Source organism: Halomonas sp. MMSF_3323 (assembly GCF_030733595.1).
Classification (GTDB): Bacteria; Pseudomonadota; Gammaproteobacteria; order Pseudomonadales; family Halomonadaceae; genus Halomonas; species Halomonas litopenaei.
Genome location: NZ_JASHIT010000010.1, coordinates 43,616 through 60,103, shown reverse-complemented (window position 1 = coordinate 60,103; position 16,488 = coordinate 43,616). Strand labels below are relative to the sequence as shown.

General features: G+C 55.3%; 11 protein-coding genes and 1 pseudogene. 8 read left to right on the top strand and 4 right to left on the bottom strand.

Features of this window, described 5'->3' with window-relative positions; genetic code table 11:
• Positions 1–567: 567 nt before the first annotated feature.
• Positions 568–1,098 carry a hypothetical protein gene (locus tag RBB39_RS06885; protein WP_157033055.1) on the bottom strand — a complete coding sequence of 177 codons (531 nt, stop codon included), beginning with the start codon at positions 1,096–1,098 and terminating at the stop codon, positions 568–570.
• A gap of 378 nt (positions 1,099–1,476) precedes the next feature.
• Here RBB39_RS06885 and RBB39_RS06880 point away from each other — a divergent pair, with 378 nt between their 5' ends.
• The 3 genes from RBB39_RS06880 (at position 1,477) to RBB39_RS06870 (ending at position 7,649) form a co-directional block, all read left to right on the top strand.
• A complete protein-coding gene (locus tag RBB39_RS06880) occupies positions 1,477–3,765 on the top strand; it encodes a collagen-like triple helix repeat-containing protein (protein ID WP_306168960.1) in 2,289 nt (762 codons plus the stop codon).
• Between the two features lie 153 nt (positions 3,766–3,918).
• The gene (locus RBB39_RS06875; protein WP_253028414.1) at positions 3,919–5,679 is read left to right on the top strand and encodes a ShlB/FhaC/HecB family hemolysin secretion/activation protein; all 1,761 of its coding nucleotides are present in this window, start codon (positions 3,919–3,921) and stop codon (positions 5,677–5,679) included.
• Positions 5,680–6,164: 485 nt separating this feature from the next.
• Complete coding sequence (locus tag RBB39_RS06870) at positions 6,165–7,649, top strand: YfcC family protein (protein ID WP_045992958.1); 1,485 nt, start codon at positions 6,165–6,167, stop codon at positions 7,647–7,649.
• A 103-nt stretch (positions 7,650–7,752) separates the two neighbouring features.
• Here RBB39_RS06870 and RBB39_RS06865 read toward each other — a convergent pair whose 3' ends face one another.
• From RBB39_RS06865 to RBB39_RS06855, 3 genes are all read right to left on the bottom strand, one after another.
• Complete coding sequence (locus RBB39_RS06865) at positions 7,753–8,088, bottom strand: zinc ribbon domain-containing protein YjdM (protein WP_045992959.1); 336 nt, start codon at positions 8,086–8,088, stop codon at positions 7,753–7,755.
• A 107-nt stretch (positions 8,089–8,195) separates the two neighbouring features.
• Complete coding sequence (locus RBB39_RS06860) at positions 8,196–8,885, bottom strand: hypothetical protein (RefSeq protein ID WP_045992960.1); 690 nt, start codon at positions 8,883–8,885, stop codon at positions 8,196–8,198.
• Between the two features lie 75 nt (positions 8,886–8,960).
• On the bottom strand, positions 8,961–9,440 hold the full coding sequence (locus RBB39_RS06855) for a YbhB/YbcL family Raf kinase inhibitor-like protein (RefSeq protein ID WP_045992961.1): 480 nt from the start codon (positions 9,438–9,440) through the stop codon (positions 8,961–8,963).
• A 257-nt stretch (positions 9,441–9,697) separates the two neighbouring features.
• On the opposite strand from RBB39_RS06855, the pseudogene RBB39_RS06850 reads away from it, so the two are divergent.
• The 5 genes and pseudogenes from RBB39_RS06850 to RBB39_RS06830 form a co-directional block, all read left to right on the top strand.
• Positions 9,698–9,919: pseudogene (locus RBB39_RS06850) on the top strand (flavodoxin family protein); the annotation flags it as partial.
• A gap of 90 nt (positions 9,920–10,009) precedes the next feature.
• The gene (locus RBB39_RS06845) at positions 10,010–11,206 is read left to right on the top strand and encodes a site-specific integrase (RefSeq protein ID WP_306168959.1); all 1,197 of its coding nucleotides are present in this window, start codon (positions 10,010–10,012) and stop codon (positions 11,204–11,206) included.
• A complete protein-coding gene (locus RBB39_RS06840) occupies positions 11,199–13,274 on the top strand; it encodes a hypothetical protein (RefSeq protein WP_306168958.1) in 2,076 nt (691 codons plus the stop codon). The genes RBB39_RS06845 and RBB39_RS06840 overlap by 8 nt, the downstream gene beginning before the upstream one ends.
• Entirely contained in the window at positions 13,271–15,958 is a 2,688-nt protein-coding gene (locus RBB39_RS06835; protein WP_306168957.1) for a hypothetical protein, read from the top strand. Before RBB39_RS06840 ends, RBB39_RS06835 begins: the two co-directional genes overlap by 4 nt.
• Positions 15,958–16,473 (top strand): hypothetical protein, encoded by a 516-nt coding sequence (locus RBB39_RS06830; protein ID WP_306168956.1) that lies wholly within the window; start codon positions 15,958–15,960, stop codon positions 16,471–16,473. Before RBB39_RS06835 ends, RBB39_RS06830 begins: the two co-directional genes overlap by 1 nt.
• Positions 16,474–16,488 lie beyond the last annotated feature (15 nt).

The following is a 16,488-nucleotide window of genomic DNA, read 5'->3' as shown; positions in this document are numbered from 1 at the left end:
TTACTGTCCCTTGCCGCCTCAGCCCTGCCCGGCTGTCTTGTCGCCACCGCTCTCAGTGCCTTGCCCTTCTTATCCCCTGCGCTTCTTATCACTTGCGTTTCTTATCTCTTGAGCTTCTTACCCCTGGCGCCGTTTATCCCTCTTACTTATAAGTCGGCGATGGCGTCCAGGCGTGTTCGACACATGACGTCCGCTTCCAGCCATCTTCCAGGACGCTTTTCTGGAACACTTCTCCAGAACTGTTCTCAGTCTTTTCCAAGAACTCTTCTCAAGAACGTTGCCCCGAGAACCCTTCCCAAGAACTCTTCTCAAGAACGTTGCCCCGAGAACTCTTCCCAAGAACTTTTCTCAAGCATGTTTTCCGAGAACACTTCTCAAAGCCTTTTCAGATACATCTTCTCAACAACTTTTCGCAAGAACTTTGCCAGGAACACTTCTCAAGAACACGCTTCCGGAACGATTTCCAAAAACGATTTCCAAAAGCGACTTCCACGGGCGGCCTGTAACAACTTCCTGCTGCGTTCGCGTCTTAGGGACACTTATCAAGGGCTGCTTTCAAGGGTTGATTCAGGGGCTTTGCTGCACTTCGACATCGTCCAGCGTTCGTCGCACTTCCTGTCCTACCAGAAACCGCTGGCTAGCCTTGATGATCTTGCCCAGTCCATGCTCCGACGTGGCAACCAGTGGCCCATCAAGGTACTCGCCGCTCGGCCCGATCCGCGCCTTGACCTCGGCGGGCTGCACGTCAGCAGGAGCGGTGACCAGTTCGATACGATAGTAGCCATCGGGCAACCCGCTACCGGGACCGTAGGGCCCAGCTGCCACACTGCCCTCACGCACCTCGGTGCGTGACTGCCAACGCACATTGCTGGCCTCGCGCACCACCCGCAGCTGGACTCTGGTGCCTTCCGGCAAGTTGGTCGTGGCCGCCACATGCATTCGCCGATCCGACGCCAGCCGGATATCCAGCGAAACCGTCACCGGCTCGTTCAGCGCCGCTACCGTCATCGGTTCAGGTTCATCAACTCGGGACGTCACCCTTTCGACAGGACCGGACGCGATGTCTCGCTCACCGCTCGTCTCCGAAGGCTGACTCACTGTTGAATCTCCATCACAGGCCGCCAGTACCCCGGCAACCATGGCTCCTGCGACCAACATTACTACAAAACGCCAAGGGCTCATCATCACCTCTCCTTGCTGCTACATGAGCCTAGCACGGTGCTAGTTCAGTGTACGCCCGAGCGCCCCGCCCTTTTCAAAACAATCTTCAGCACAATCACTTCATAACACCTTTCATTACGTTTGATAACACTTAAACACCAATTAAAACCCATAAAAAGCTAATAAAAAGGAATTATGCGTAAAGATGCATCTACGCTAAATATTCAACGACAAGAGTTTTAGAAAGCCCATACAGGCTTCATTGCCTTTCCACCAAGACAACCATTACATCCGGACTAGGTGAGGTATAAACCGATGACTTTGCAACGAAAACTGCTCGTTATTGCTCTCGCCAGCGCGATGGCGACCCTGACCGCCTGCTCTGGTGATTCCAGCAACTCTCGCACCCTGGCCAGTAACAGCCAGGACCCGATTACCAGCGGTGGCGACGATGGCTCCGGTGGCGATGGCGGCTCAGGTGGCGATGGCGGCTCCGGTGGCGATGGCTCCGGTGGTGATGGCTCCGGTGGTGATGGATCCGACGGTGGTGATGGCGGCGATGGCATTGCCCGCTCATCGCTGGAAGGTGTCTTCCTGGCGACCGCCGATACCAGCGACGGTGTAGACACCACGCTTACTGACATCGGGAACGGCATCTCCCAGCAGAGCGCCGTCCCTCAATTGGCCAGCGTCACCGAACCTGCAGGTACGATCGTCTCCGAAACGGGCGATGCGGTCGGCGACATCTCGAGCGGCATACGCGATGGTGTCGGCAGTCTCAGTACCAATGACAACTATCTGGGCACCACCGCCGCAGGCGTGACCAACGGTGTCGGCGAGCTTGGACAGGCAGTTTCGGCGACAGGAGACACCGTTGCCAGCCTGGGCGAACTGCCCGTAGTGATGGAACTCGACGCCCGAACAGGCCTGGTGACCAAGCTCGGTACCACCGTCAATGGGCTCGGCGGCAAGGTGGAGCGCGCAGGCGACGCACTCAGCGTCAATTTCGAGGATTCCAGCGAGGTGCTCGGGGCCACCACTACCAAGCTTGGTGTTGCCCTTCGTCCTGTGCTGCTGGGCACCGACGGCAAGGTCACACGCGTCGGTCAAGCGCTGGTGTTGCCGGCCCAGGCCGGCAACCTGCTGCTACGCACCGGTGGCACCCTGGCCGACCTCGGTCAGCGCATCGGTGAACGCTACTCTCTGCTTGGCGGCGCCGGCGATAGCGTGACCGGCAGCGGTAATATCGTCATCGCGACCGGCGAGCTGCTCGGCGGCGGTGAAGGCGACAATGGCTCAGGCGGCGGCCTCGGCGGACTGCTCGATGGCGATACCAGTGCACCTGACGACGGCCGCACCGACTTGGAGCGCACCGTCGCCAGCGCAGGACAGACCGGCGCCGGTGCTGGAGACGCGGTCACCGCCCTGGGCGATGGCATTTCGCAACAAAGTCTGGGAGGACGTGGAGAGTTCGTCACCGACGGGCTGGGCAATGTCATCAGCAATGGCGGCCAAGCCGTATCCGGGCTCAGCAACGGACTCGACAATGGTCTGGGCAACTTCTCGAATAACCCCAACGCTGTGGGAACCACCTTGGCCGGCGGCGGTGTAGCGGTCTCCGAAACCGGAGAGGTGGTATCCAGCCTCGGCGCCACCGTCGGCAACCTGAACCAGCTCCCCCTGGTCATGCAGCTCGACAACCGCAGCGGCGCCATCACCCAGCTCGGCAGCAGCGTCGCGGCCCTTGGTGGCGGCGTGACCCAGGCCGGTAACGTGCTGACCCTGAACTTCAACGACGATGGCTCGCACCTTGGTGGCCTGACCCGCGAAGTGTCGGCGGTATTGCGCCCCGTTGTCATCCAGACGGATAGCGGCGTTACCCAGCTCAGCCAGGCCCTGGTGGTCGGCCCCGAGGTAGGCAACGTGCTGATCCAGGCCGGCGTAGCGGTAGATGGACTGGGTGGCCGCCTGGGCCAGGGCAATGACCTCGCCGCTGGCGTGGGTGGTGCTGTCAGTGGTGTCGGAGGCATCGCCGCCAACACCGGCAGACTGCTGGGCGGTGATGAGGCTCGACTGCTTTCACGCCTCGATGGTCAGGGACTCAGTCAACTGGAATCTGCCGGACTGCTGGGCCAAGGGGCTCTGCTCTCGGACCTCGGAGGAAGCCAGCAAGGCGGCCTCGGGGGCGGACTCGAGGCAGGGCTTGGCGACCAGCTTGGTGGTGACAGCAACCTCATCGCCGGACTCAACGATACGCTGGGCGGCGGCAGCGGCTTGACCGCAGGGCTTGGCGACACCCTCGGTGGCGACAGTGGCGGCGGCCTGGTCTCTGGCGTCTCCGATACCCTGACCAGCACCCTCGGCGGTGGCGACAGTGGCGGCGGCCTGGTCTCCGGCGTCTCCGACACCCTGACCAGCACCCTCGGCGGTGGCGACAGCGACAGCGGCGGTGGCCTGGTCGGCGGCACCCTGGACGCCGTCGGTGGCGTGACCGAGAAGCTTACCGGTGACATGGGTAGCAGCCAGGACGGCAGCAGTAACGACGCCAGCAGCAATGACGGCCTGGTCAGCAACGTTCTGGGAGGACTGCTGGGCAGAAACTGATCTCGCCTGACCAGCCATGCCAGACGCAGGCCCGATACCCCCGCGGGTATCGGGCCTTTTCTTGAGGTCAAACCCAACACCAGTCCAGACGCTGTTCATAACAATATTCGAGCCCCCTTGAGGGGCCTCTACCAGGGATCGACAAGGAAGCCTATGCCAAGCACTACGCCGCAACCAACGCCCTACACCAAGCCGCCTACCCCGCCACGTTCGCGATACAGTCCCCTTCCACTAGTGATGGCCGCCGGCAGCCTGCTGGCCGTGCCCCCCCTCCAGGCCCAGCAGACGCTGGAGACCGTCGACGACATCATCGAAAATCGCCGGCTGGCGCCACAACAGCGCAGCGTGGAAACCGAGGTTGACCTGCCCAGCGACGCCAGCGCCGGCATCCCTGCCCGCGTCACCGTGCGTCACGTGCGCTTCATCGGCGACAGCGTGCTGGATCTGGCCGAACTGAGTCAGGGACTTCAGGCCATGATCGGGCAGAGTGTGAGCCGAGAGGCCATCGAGGCCGAAGTCCAGGCGATCACCGACGCCTACCAGGATGGCGGCTATCCGCTGTCCTTCGCCTACCTGCCAACCAACAACTTTCGTGACGGCAACGTGCGCATCGTACTGGTGGAGGGGCATATCGCCCGTACCGAGATCGTGGTGGACGATGACCCCGTGGCGGGCCGGGTGGAGAAACTGGTCCAGCCATTGCTGGAAGAACGCCCTCTGACGCGCAGCACCTTTGAGCGTGTCAGCGGGCTGATCGAGCGAATTCCCGGTGCCAGCCTGACCTTGAAGGCACCGGTGCCGCGCACCCCCAGCGGCGCCACTACCCTGCGTGTCGAAGAACGTCGTATCGATCATTTTGACTATTCGGGCAACCTCAGCGGCGGCGATGAGCAGGACGCCGTCTTCATCAACAGGGTCTCGACCCAGAGCCTGACTACCTGGGGCGACAGCCTGGGCTTCTCCTGGCTGTGGCCCATCGACAACGACAACGAGCTCTACGCGTTGGACTATCGTACCGATATCGGCAACGACGGCCTGACCCTGACCGCCTCCGCCGACAGCTATGACGGTGAGGACGAGGAGAATCTGATCTACCTGCTCGACGGACAGCGCTTCGATCTGCGCCAGGATCAGGATACCGACCGCAGACGCTATCGCCTGGGGCTGTCCTACCCCTTGCTGCTGTCACGTTCCTCGAGCCTGACCCTGGGCGGTGCCTTGCGTCATCACGACGAGACCAAGACCACATCACTCAGCTTCGAGGAACAGACCCTCAACCAACTGGTCGAGGAGTCCGAGTATTCGGCCGCCGATCTGGACCTGAACTATCGCACCCAGCGTGGACGGCAGTTCTGGCTGGCCTCGCTGGCCCTGCGCCAGGGCATGGATCTGGGGGCCAACGAGCAGCAGCGTCGGCTCAACGGTACACCGCTTGCCGACAACGGAGATCTGCACTTCACCCGCTGGCAGCTGGACGCCCAGTACAGACGCCTGTATGGCGATCACTGGCGCCTTACCGCCAGCGCCAACGGTTTCTACTCCGACGATGCGCTGCCGGAACCCGAGCGCGGCAACTACGGTGGCCAACGCTTCGGGCGCGGCTATGACGCCGGCCAGGCGGAGGGCGACTACGGTTTCGCCGGGGCGCTGGAACTACGCTATCTGCAGCCTGTGAATAGCGCCTGGCTTTCGCGCGTCGAGCCCTACCTGGTGCTGGATGGCGCCCGCACCGAGTTTCAGGAGCGCGACGCGGATAGCCACCTGGCTTCGGCGGCGGCCGGCGTCAGCCTGGGCAAAGGACGTCTGTACGGCCTCACCCTGGAATACGCTGAGCCCATCGGCGATCGTGACCTCGAGACCGATAGCCGCGAGGGTCGCATCAACGCCCGCCTGACCTGGAACTTCGAAGGCTGATCTCTGGGCTATGGATGAACTCGCCAGGGGCCGCCACACCGGGCCCCTGGCCATATCACCTGACCCAAGGCCCTCATTTGCGGCAGGGCCGGCCGCTCGCTCAGTCGGCCTCCCGGCCGCCCTTTCAGCCGCCCTTTCAGCCGCCCTTTCAGCCGCCCTTTCAGCCGCCCTGTCAGCCGCCCCCAGCGCCACTTCCTATTGCCCTGCACACGACAACCCTGCGCGTGTCTCGTCGTGCAGCGAGACCGCGTGTGGTGAAACATTGGCGTCGCCTCATTTCTTGAGCCAGGCCAGCAAATTTATCTCTCATCTCGCCGCATCGTCGCCGTCCTTGCAGCGGATCAAGCATTGTGCCGACCCAAGTCCCGACAGACTGTCGAGGCCCGTAGACTCGAAGACAGGCGGTCACACAAGGGCCGTCTGTCCCTGATCACACCGACAACAAAAGAGCCTACACCATGACCTTCTGAAACGAGGAAACCGAGATGGAAACGCAAGCGACCTCCTCCAAACGGCGCTCCGGCCTGCGCATGCCCACGGTCTATACCCTGCTCTTTGTGATCACCGCGCTAGTGGCGGTGCTGACCTGGGTCATGCCCGCCGGCAAGTACGACTACCATGTGGAAGGCAGCGATCAGGTCATTGCTGCCAGCGACGTGCTCGACTATCAGGGTGACGGCCGCCTGTTGCCGATTCCCGGCACCTACCAGGTGCTGGAAAGCTCCCCCCAGGGGCCTTTGGATGTGCTGGTGGCCCCGATCCAGGGATTCCACAAGGCCGTGGACGTTGCCCTGTTCGTGCTGGTTATCGGCGGCTTTCTGGCAGTGACGATGCGCTCGGGCGCCCTGGATGCCGGGATCGGCGCGGTGGTCGAGCGCTTTGGCGGGCGCGAGCAGTACCTGATTCCCGTACTGATGGTGCTGTTTGCCCTCGGCGGGTCCACCTACGGCATGGCCGAGGAAACGGTCGCCTTCTGGGCCATCATCCTGCCGGTGATCACCGCCGCCGGCTACGACCGCATGGTGGCCGCAGGCATCATCCTGCTCGGCTCCGGCACCGGTGTGCTGGCCTCCACCGTCAACCCCTTCGCCACCGGCATCGCCTCGGGCTTCGCCGGCCTGCCGATCGGCGCCGGTATCACCCTCCGGCTGGTGCAGTTCGTGATCCTGGTGTCGCTGGCTATCTGGTTCGTGATGCGCTACGCCGCGCGGATCAAGCGCGACCCGCAGCGCTCGGTGCTGGCGGACCTGCAGCTGGCGGCCGCCCCTCAGGCCAAGGAGGCCGCCTCGACCCAGGCGTTCACCCTGCGCCACAAGCTGACCATGACGGTGTTTTTCATGACCTTCGGGATCATGGTCTACGGCGTCGTGCCCTGGGAAGACATGGGCATCACGGCTTTTCCGACCCTGTGGTGGTGGTTCGATGAACTCTCCACCCTGTTCCTGAGCGCTGCCATCCTGATCGCCCTGATCAATCGACAGTCCGAATCCGACTTCATCGAGACCTTCCTCAATGGTGCCAAGGACCTGATCGGCGTGGCCCTGGTGGTGGCCGTGGCACGCGGCATCTATGTGGTGATGGACAACGGCGTGATCATCGACACCATCCTCAATTGGGCCGAAGGCGCGGTAGCCGGCCTGTCCTCGGGACTGTTCGTGGTGGTGGCCTACGTGGTCCACATCGTGCTGAGCTTCTTCATCCCATCGACCTCGGGGCTGGCCACGGTGTCCATGCCGCTGATGGCGCCACTGGCCGACTTCTCGGGCGTGGATCGCGAACTGGTGGTCACCGCCTTCCAGTCCGCCAGCGGCTGGATCAACATGTTCGCCCCCACCGCCGCCCATCTGGTCGCCGGACTGGCGCTTGCCAAGATACCCTACGAGCGCTTCGTCAAGTGGGCGCTGCCTTATATCCTGATGACCCTGGGAGTCACCACCGTGACATTGTTCGTGGGCGCCAGCCTCACCTGAGCACAGGTCGCGTCAGGGCAACCAACGCAAGTCGAGCATAAAAAAACGCCAGCGCTTTCCAAGCGCTGGCGTTTGCCCTTGCATGACGCCTCAAGGGCCGCATTCAGGCCTTCTTGACGTACATCGACTTGAGCTTCATGGCACCGATGCCATCGATCTTGCAGTCGATGTCGTGGTCACCATCGACCAGGCGGATGTTCTTCACCTTGGTGCCAACCTTGACCACCGAAGAAGACCCCTTGACCTTCAGATCCTTGATCACGGTGACGCTGTCGCCGTCGCTCAGCACATTGCCGTGGGCGTCACGCACCTGGTCACCGCTCTCATCGGGCTCGGCGTTCAACGACCATTCGTGGCCGCACTCGGGACAGATCAGGGAATGGCCATCCTCGTAGCCGTATGGGGACTCACAGGCGGGACAGGGGGGCAGGTCGCTCATGACACTCTCGCAGGTGGGAAAAGCGAAGACGGTACTCCGCCCCCCGCCGGATTGCCAGTCGTCCAATGGAAGGAGAGCCTTGTCAGGCGCTGTCTTCCTATTGCTCCCTATTCCTCCTTATCTTCCTTTTCCGCCTTTTCGCCCTCGCCTTGGGCCTGGCGCTCATGGATACGCTTGATATCGGCCTTCAGGGCCCGCCGCTGGCGGCGAGTACTGAACTGCAGAGTATCCCAGGTCTCGGGCACCAGGGTGCAGGAATCCTTACTCTGGTGAAACACGAAACGCCGCTCGGCACCGATCGGCAGGTTCTCCGAACAGTAGGTGCCGATCACCCGTACACAGACGGCCTTGAATACCAGCCCATCCCGCGACTCGTCGATGTCGGCGATGGTGGTGATACGTTCCTTCAAGGCATTGAACGAACCGATATGAACGAAGCCACCGCTGTCCAGCGGTCCCTGGTGGGTACAATGACTGGCGTTGTGGCCCGCTTCCTGCTGGTCTTCATCATCATCAAGATCCGCCTCGTGGTCACTGACATCCAGCGTCCAGTCCCCTTCCGAGGTCTCCAGCGTCATCATGATATGTTGCAAGTAGATGGGTTCGGCGCTCATGTTGCTGATCACGCACAGCGCATCCAGATTCTTTCGCTTGCCGCGATTGATGATCAAACGGGGTCGACGCTGGCGGCGAAAGCCAAAGTACAGAAGCTGCGCGTAGATCAGCCAGATCATGAACGAGCCGACGCTGGCCAGCGTCTGCAATACGTCCTTGTGGGCAGAAATCCATTCGTACATGGGCGTCATCCTTGAACGAGAAGCCCGTTAAAAACGGGCTTCAGTACGTCATGTTCTGATGGAGGCCGAGGCGCCTCAGGCGTCGCGCTGATAGCTCCCCACCAGCCGATTCATGCCGAGCAGGTGCGGCTCGACCTCGGACAGCAGTTCATTCATGCCGAGGCCCTCCGGCAGGTTCGTCTCGGTGTCCAGCGCCAGTACCCAGAAGTAGTAGCGGTGCACGCCATGCCCTTCCGGCGGCATCGGACCATTGAAACCGAGGTTGCCGGCGTCGTTGGTTCCTCGGGTGCCTTCCTCGGTGGCCTCCTCCAGCGAGGAGAGAGACGCCGGCAGGTTGTAGAGCACCCAGTGAACAAAGCCGTAGCATCCCTTCTGGACCAGCGGCGCGTCGGGGTCATGACAGATGACCGCCACCGACTTGGTACCCTCGGGCAGGCCGTCCCAGGCCAGCGCCGGAGACAGGTCTTCTGCCTCCTGGGAGTGCCGTGCGGGGATGGCGCCATCATTGTCGAAGGCGGTGCTGGTCACTCTTAGCGAAGAAAGCGCAAAGGGCATGGTGATATCCTCCCTGGATCGAAATGGTTCACAATCTGCAAAGGGCGTCTGCGTGATTTTCATGCAACCGCTAGGCAATATTTCACCGCGGCAGCCATGTCCAGCCTTGACGAGTCGCCCCGGGCTGTCAAACCCGCATGTCTTTGACATGATGATGATCCCCCATGGCTTCAAGGGGGCAGCCCGAAGATCGACTCACCGAACCGTCGCTCGCCGCTCTAGCCACCATCCTCGCACCAGCCTTGCCGGAGCCCTGCATGAAACGTCTGCTGATCGTCGCCCATGCACCCTCGCCCAACACCCTGGCACTAAGGGAAGCGGCCGAGCGTGGCGCCCGCCATCCGGACATTGACAGCGTGGACGTTCAGGTACTGGCGCCGCTCGATGCTGGCCCCGAGGATGTCAGGAAAGCCGACGCCATCCTGCTTGGCACCACCGAGAACCTCGGCTACATGAGCGGTGCCCTCAAGGACTTCTTTTCCTTAGACACATCTATTCTTTGAAATTTGTTGCCCGCCTGCCTGGCTTGTGCTGTTATACAAAGAGACATTGAAAAAGTGGGCAACTATATGTCTCTTCGAGTCGAAAAATTGACCTTGAGCTATCACGGTCATTTGCTAGACCCACTTTGGGTGATTCTTGACCAACAGTCCGCACCACCAATTCTGCCGTTGATGTTCTCGACTCACCTATCCCGGCATGGCGTCGTGTATGAGGCTCGTGAGATTTCTGATGAATCATCTCGTAGGCGAATCAGCTCGTTGATTGAGCGGGATATTTCGGACACAACAATACGTTCTTACATTTACTGCCTGTCTACATTTCTTGGCTACTTGGAGGAATGTCGAGCTCATCAACAAAAACCGGGACTGCATGCCTCTCCAGCATGCAGCGAACGATTCGTAAATCATTACATAAACCAGGTTTTAGCAAAAAGGCTTGACTCATTTCACTCACTTAACGTTCATCGATCTGCACTGTCAGCTTACTACCACTGGTTAGACTACATGGGTATCTGTCCTCATTTAAAGTTAAGGATTGACAGAAAAACCCGGCAGTTAATGGCTGAAAAAAGCAACAAACAGCATTATATACAGTACGTTCCTCGCTACTGGCGCACCGAATTGCTAAATACCTGTGAGACGTTGGCCGAAAAGCTGATGATGCGGATGGGCTTCGAGGTCGGACTTAGAACCTCCGAGCTGATGGGGCTACGCGTTGCCGGAAAAGACAGCCTTCTCTCATTATTCGAACAACTAAACAACAATGATCTCAGCCACGTTAATCAGTTTCGCTATAGGCTGGCAGGACGATACACAAAGGGCTCCAAATCACGTTGGATCTATTTTGACCGACTCCTATTACAGGATATGAAGCGCTACTATGAAACGGAGCGCCAATGGCTCATCGACCAGACCGGTAGTGAAGACACCAGCTTTTTCCTGAGAACCGATCAACGATTTATCGGTACCGGTATTGGTGAAGAGCAGGCATCACGGGTATTCAAGAAACGTGCGAAATCGGCAGGTCTGAATCCTCTCCTAAGCTTTCATGACCTGCGACATACCTTCGCCACCGAACTGTTTCACGCCGAGCTGGCCGGCCCCGATGGTCGGGAAACCCGCTCTGAGTCAGCAGCACTCATCGTGGTTGCGCAGCGGCTTGGTCATACCATTGGCAAAAGTGGGCAGGCTCCTTCAGTAACCACCTTGTATATTCGCATGCGGTTGCAGATGCTGGAAATGGAGGAAATGGTGTATGGATGACATCGACCCCGTAGTGAAAAACATACAAGGCTATGCAGTTGAAAATAAATTGGTTTTTTTTGAAAAGACCATACCCCAACAATCTTGGAGACTATCACAACAACTCAAAAGAATCCATTATAAAACTTACGCCGGAACGACAAAGATCATTGAGCTAAAAAAACAAAGCAAATACAGCAGAATTATTTTCAATGCATGTGCTTTCGGACTACAAAGTGACTGGTTCTCCAGACTCGGAGATCGTTCTAAACACAGGTACCACGATAACATTAGGCGTTTTTTTGACTGGATCAACGAATCAGGCTACAAAGCGGAAGGCACAAACCGTTACAACGTGCTGAAAGATTATGAAGCTTATTTGATGAATGACAAAGAATTGAAGCACAGCACACTGAGCCTCATTAACACAATTCTCAGAGAAGGTTTGGCCTGCACCTCTTTAACAAGCGAAGATCACGATTACATTCGGACACTAACGTCATTATCTAAACCTTCAAAAAGCACTGAGCAACAATCGGTGACACTCTCCCGGTGGTTAGACTTACCATGGTTACGTGCTATTCTTGGAGAAGAAGCGTATTTACAGCTGGAAAGTCCGCGCCTGTTGTTTAATAGCTTTCGTGTAACTATCGCCACTAGCTTACTGTGGTTGCTGGAGCAGCGAGGCCGCTGGGAGAAATCGTGCCCGATTGACTTCGCCCCCTCTTACAAGTGTTGGTACTACGATTGGAATCGGTTGCTGTTGAAACACATCGGAGAGTTCAATTCTCAAGATGAAGCCGAAGATGAGTTCTCCCAATTGCTACTGATAGATTTAATTGTGCCAAATGCACAAAGTGTTGTAAAAAACCGACTGGACAAATATGGCTCACAGGATCTTCCGAAAAGTATAACTTATGGAAAGAACAAAAACCCTCCCTGGCAAAGACCAGTATTCTTCCACCCAAGCTATCAGACACAATACTCACCTGTCGAGGAATTGCTTTGTGCTTGGTTGGTGGCATGTGAGGCAGTCCAACCTTCCGATATACCGAAGTTAAAAACCAGCAATTATGCCTGTGAACGCAACCGCTTCGGCCGATTAATCGCGATGGAGTGTACTTATTACAAGGGGCGAGCGGGCACAACCAAACAACCTGCCATCCTCATGGGTAGCGACCCTTGGACGAAGGCAATGGATAATTATATGACTGGTTTGTCTATGCCATCCTTGTTCAGGACAAAAATCGCCGAACAAAACAAATTTCCAGCCTTAGATCACACACATAATGCCATGAGTCTTCTTGTGAAAGTCTGGAAATTACCAAGCTTCCAGAGGACACTCAATACCAAACTTGAATTAGCCGACGCCACATCAGTTTTCTCTCGTGCCATGCTGGCACTAGAGCTGGGAAATGAAAACTACACCCAATTTTATAAACGGACCAGAAAGAGTGTGAATGAGTACTATAATTTAACACCGAAGCCATTACCAGCCAGCTGTTTTACGCTCACGCACATAAAAACCACAGCAGTGCATGCTAGATCCGACACTTACCGCGAATCAGACCTTATCAACCACCATTCGCATACATCACTAACAGAAAAAATATCCTATTTAACTGATGCTAACAAAGAATGGGTAAACCAGGCCCACCGCATAACACGCCTAGTGTTACATGATTTACAAAACGTGGTGTTTCAGCCATCCATCACGGAAATCAGCCAGTCTGTGAAAGACTTGGAATTACGTACGCGAATAATCGAAGCTACTCATATGAATGAAGTTGTTACCCATTCGCTGAGATACAGTTCTATTGAAGATAGCAACGGCAGCAAGATCATCGTCTCGGACACTATCGATACTGCACTCTATTTCATTCACTACATCACTCAGGCCGAGGAGAACCTGTCGAAATTACTGTCGGTTCGTCCCGATTGGGTGGAACGCACCCTTATAGTCAAGCTCGAGTGGATGACTAGAACCCTCATGCGCATGAAAACTGCCGCGGCTGCACAAAAAGCCTATATCAAATTATCAGCTCATCTACCTCCGCTCTTTAGCCATGTTATGGAGACAACGGAATGAGGAAAACTACAATTACATTGCAAGAGATTAATTTCGATGAAGCACAAGCACAGTTGAACGCACTACCTGGCTATACTGATAACGTATTTAAAGATAATAGATGGAAATTTAAAAATCAGCGCGGGAATATCATAAACATTGATTTCAATGACCTATTGAACATAAGCATAAAGCATCCTGATTGGCCCTTGGCCAACATGGTCGACTGGGTTCTGCTAACCAAGCGGCTATGGCTCTCACTTGCTAAAGTGACAACTCCCAACTTGTATGCAAGTCGTCTTGCCGGCATAAAGCTCTTTTGGGCTGCAATGGCACACTATAGCATTACCCAACTGAATCGGGATAATAGTTCCGAAATATTGACGTATCTTCTTACACACAGCTGGTGGATGGGAGGATCAAAAAATAACCCAACTATCAAATCATATACCCTTTTCTCAGTCACAGCTCAGATCAAAGCATGGAAGCAAGAGCTAGAGGGGCTTCGCTTAGACTTTATCTCGCGAAATTTAACAGAGGCGGTCGTCAACAGGCAATTAAAAAATTTAATATCAGAATTGACAGATAACGAGTTGACCTACCGCGATTGGACTCAGGGGGGAAGTTACAACATGCTGACCCTGGACCATGGTCGCTATTATGTGGAGCACTGTTTATCCTTCTTTGAAAAACATTATCCAATGGCCATTGCGATGGCTTCGGTAATTCGCGAAGTTCCAAAGTTAGCCGCGTCATTAGGCTACGAACTGTCCACTGTGAGCAATGTGTTACCTCAGATTCTGCGTGGAAGATCCCCTGATGAAATAAACCGGCGCTGGCCCACCTGGTCTGCCCGAAGTGTACGTAATATTTACAAACAAGTGGCTTATCAGTATAAAGCTACCTACCAACAAGCTCGATTTGAAGCCACGTTGCTTCAAGACAACACACTTAAATGCCTGGTAGTCGATTTAGGTTTACAGCCCTCTCTCGAAAATATGGACCGGATGCGTGTTATCCTTTGGCATTGGATACGCAAACAGGATATAGCAGAAACCCAGCGCCTCTTGAACGAGTGCCAACCATGCGTATCTATGGCACTCTTTCAAGAAGTATTGGGCACATTAAAATATCGCTGTGATCAGTTCCCTTGTCAGCTACCCTCTGACGAGGATTATTTGGCAATGGGGCTCGTTGAAAATAAATTTCGAGACAGCAGTAATACATACCCTCGACAGTTGGTACGCCTAGTTGCCTCCGCAGGACTCACCAGTGTGGTCGCTTTGACCGGCTGGCGGAAAAGTGAATATGGTTTTTCGCGTTCGGCGATCAATATTACGAGAAATGATGATAGGTTAGACCAGTACGCTTTTCCTTGGCGCTACAAAGTCAACTGGTATGTGTATAAAACGAGTGGGAAGATTCGTGAACAGAGGGAAATTACTTTCAGCATTTACGTAATTGCCGAGAGGCTTAGGTCATTGTTCGGTGCAACCGGTGATCAAGCTTGTTTGTATGAAGTTAACACAACAAATCGTGATCCGTTTGATTCAGGAGTTATTGTACAAAGAGCCGTTCGCGTCCTCTGGACTCACTTCGTTAAGAATTATTCAGGCTTCAAGCTTATGGATGATTACACAAAATTTAAGTCATTGCAGATGGCCTGCAACACCGGAAAATCATTGACTCCGTCAGAAGAACAAGAGCGAAATCGATTGCTTGCAAAACACTCTGCAGAGGAGTGGGAAAATCTCTTGATAGATATCAATCTGAAAGAGTCCTGGCGACGAGTGCGTGAAGAGTGGCCTCGCATAGAATTTTATTTTCTGAGATCCAACAATAAAAGAAAAAAGAACTGGCTAATACGCTACCGTGACGGAACTCTAGCAGCCGATTGGCTTACTTTGTTAGAAGCACATCTTTCAGATGAGATGAAGGACTGGATTCAATCCTTACCGCAAGAAGAACTACGCTCCAGGCATGTAACAAGAATGGTTACTAGTAGCATCATAGAAAGTGCAATTTATCCAAGCCCACATGCCTTTCGTCATATGTGGGCAGAAGCCGTCTATCGACGTTTTGATGGGGATGCCGGCTGGATGATTCGCAGTCAATTCAAGCATATCTCACGAGTCATGTGGCTGTCCTATATCCGCGATAAGGACAACCGCCTTGGCCATGAGAAAGCCAAGGCCCAGGTCATTAGTTCGTTGGTTCACAATTATCTTAAGCACCAAGGAGAAGGTTATGTCGGTCAACTACATACTTGGCTGCGTAGATTGTTCAAAAAAACCTCCATCCTTTCTCCCGAGGAACAAGAACAACTAGCCGAACGTCTGGCTACCGTCGAGATTGAAAACATCAAGTCAAACCCTTGGGGATATTGCCTGCTCAAACGCAGAACCCGAAATAAAGCAAAATGCGCGGAAATGGGCGAACCCATGCGCCACAATGCATCTCCTGACCTCTGCTTAGGCTGCGTCCACAATCTCATGCAGACGGAAAATATCGAGTGGGCCTTGTTCCATGTTGCGTCCCATGTGGAGGCGCTAAAAAACCCAGTCGTTCCCGAGGTTTTCAAAGCATCTTCCTACAACTTGGTTAAAAATGTGACGCGACACGTACGAACCCTAAATCCTCTGCATGAGGCGCTTTCCGAGCTGCAAGAGGTATTGGATCATTACAATGCATCGAGGGCTGCCTGATGGTTATGAACTACCTTAAAAAACGAGTCGAAGAAGCGGCAAGTGAAAAAGAAATAGAGCGCCCTGACTGGGTATCCGAGAAAAATGCCAGCCTGCAAGCCTGGGAATATGTCGAGCAGCTCAAAAAAGAAAAGGCACTGTACATTAAGCGTCATCATAAAATCACAGATTTTCTAGCGCAGAAGACCTATCAAATCAAGGGTTCGGATGTCGCCATCGCTTTAAAAATAAACCGCGCCTCATTAATGAACACGTCCAGTTACTCACCGCATTTCAGAAAATATCTGGATAGCGTTAACGCGGAATTAATGGCAGCGAAAGAGGCCAAGATTCAAAAGGCAAAAAATACACCTTCTCGCGGTTCCATTCGCAGCAGCAAAGATGAACTGGTTCAAGCTAACACCGAACTAAAAAACCGAGTATCTAAACTGGAGGAACAAAAGACCGAAGAATTGGTACGGTATGCTTTTGACCAGCTACCTTTACCTGTAAAGAAAAAGCTTGGTATTGACTGATGGGAAAAATACTGG

Coding starts and splice junctions, on each gene's coding strand:
- RBB39_RS06880 (WP_306168960.1), top strand. CDS start 1,477: ATGACTTTGCAACGAAAACTGCTCGTTATTGCTCTCGCCAGCGCGATG.
- RBB39_RS06875 (WP_253028414.1), top strand. CDS start 3,919: ATGCCAAGCACTACGCCGCAACCAACGCCCTACACCAAGCCGCCTACC.
- RBB39_RS06870 (WP_045992958.1), top strand. CDS start 6,165: ATGGAAACGCAAGCGACCTCCTCCAAACGGCGCTCCGGCCTGCGCATG.
- RBB39_RS06865 (WP_045992959.1), bottom strand. CDS start 8,088: ATGAGCGACCTGCCCCCCTGTCCCGCCTGTGAGTCCCCATACGGCTAC.
- RBB39_RS06860 (WP_045992960.1), bottom strand. CDS start 8,885: ATGTACGAATGGATTTCTGCCCACAAGGACGTATTGCAGACGCTGGCC.
- RBB39_RS06855 (WP_045992961.1), bottom strand. CDS start 9,440: ATGCCCTTTGCGCTTTCTTCGCTAAGAGTGACCAGCACCGCCTTCGAC.
- RBB39_RS06845 (WP_306168959.1), top strand. CDS start 10,010: ATGTCTCTTCGAGTCGAAAAATTGACCTTGAGCTATCACGGTCATTTG.
- RBB39_RS06840 (WP_306168958.1), top strand. CDS start 11,199: ATGGATGACATCGACCCCGTAGTGAAAAACATACAAGGCTATGCAGTT.
- RBB39_RS06835 (WP_306168957.1), top strand. CDS start 13,271: ATGAGGAAAACTACAATTACATTGCAAGAGATTAATTTCGATGAAGCA.
- RBB39_RS06830 (WP_306168956.1), top strand. CDS start 15,958: ATGGTTATGAACTACCTTAAAAAACGAGTCGAAGAAGCGGCAAGTGAA.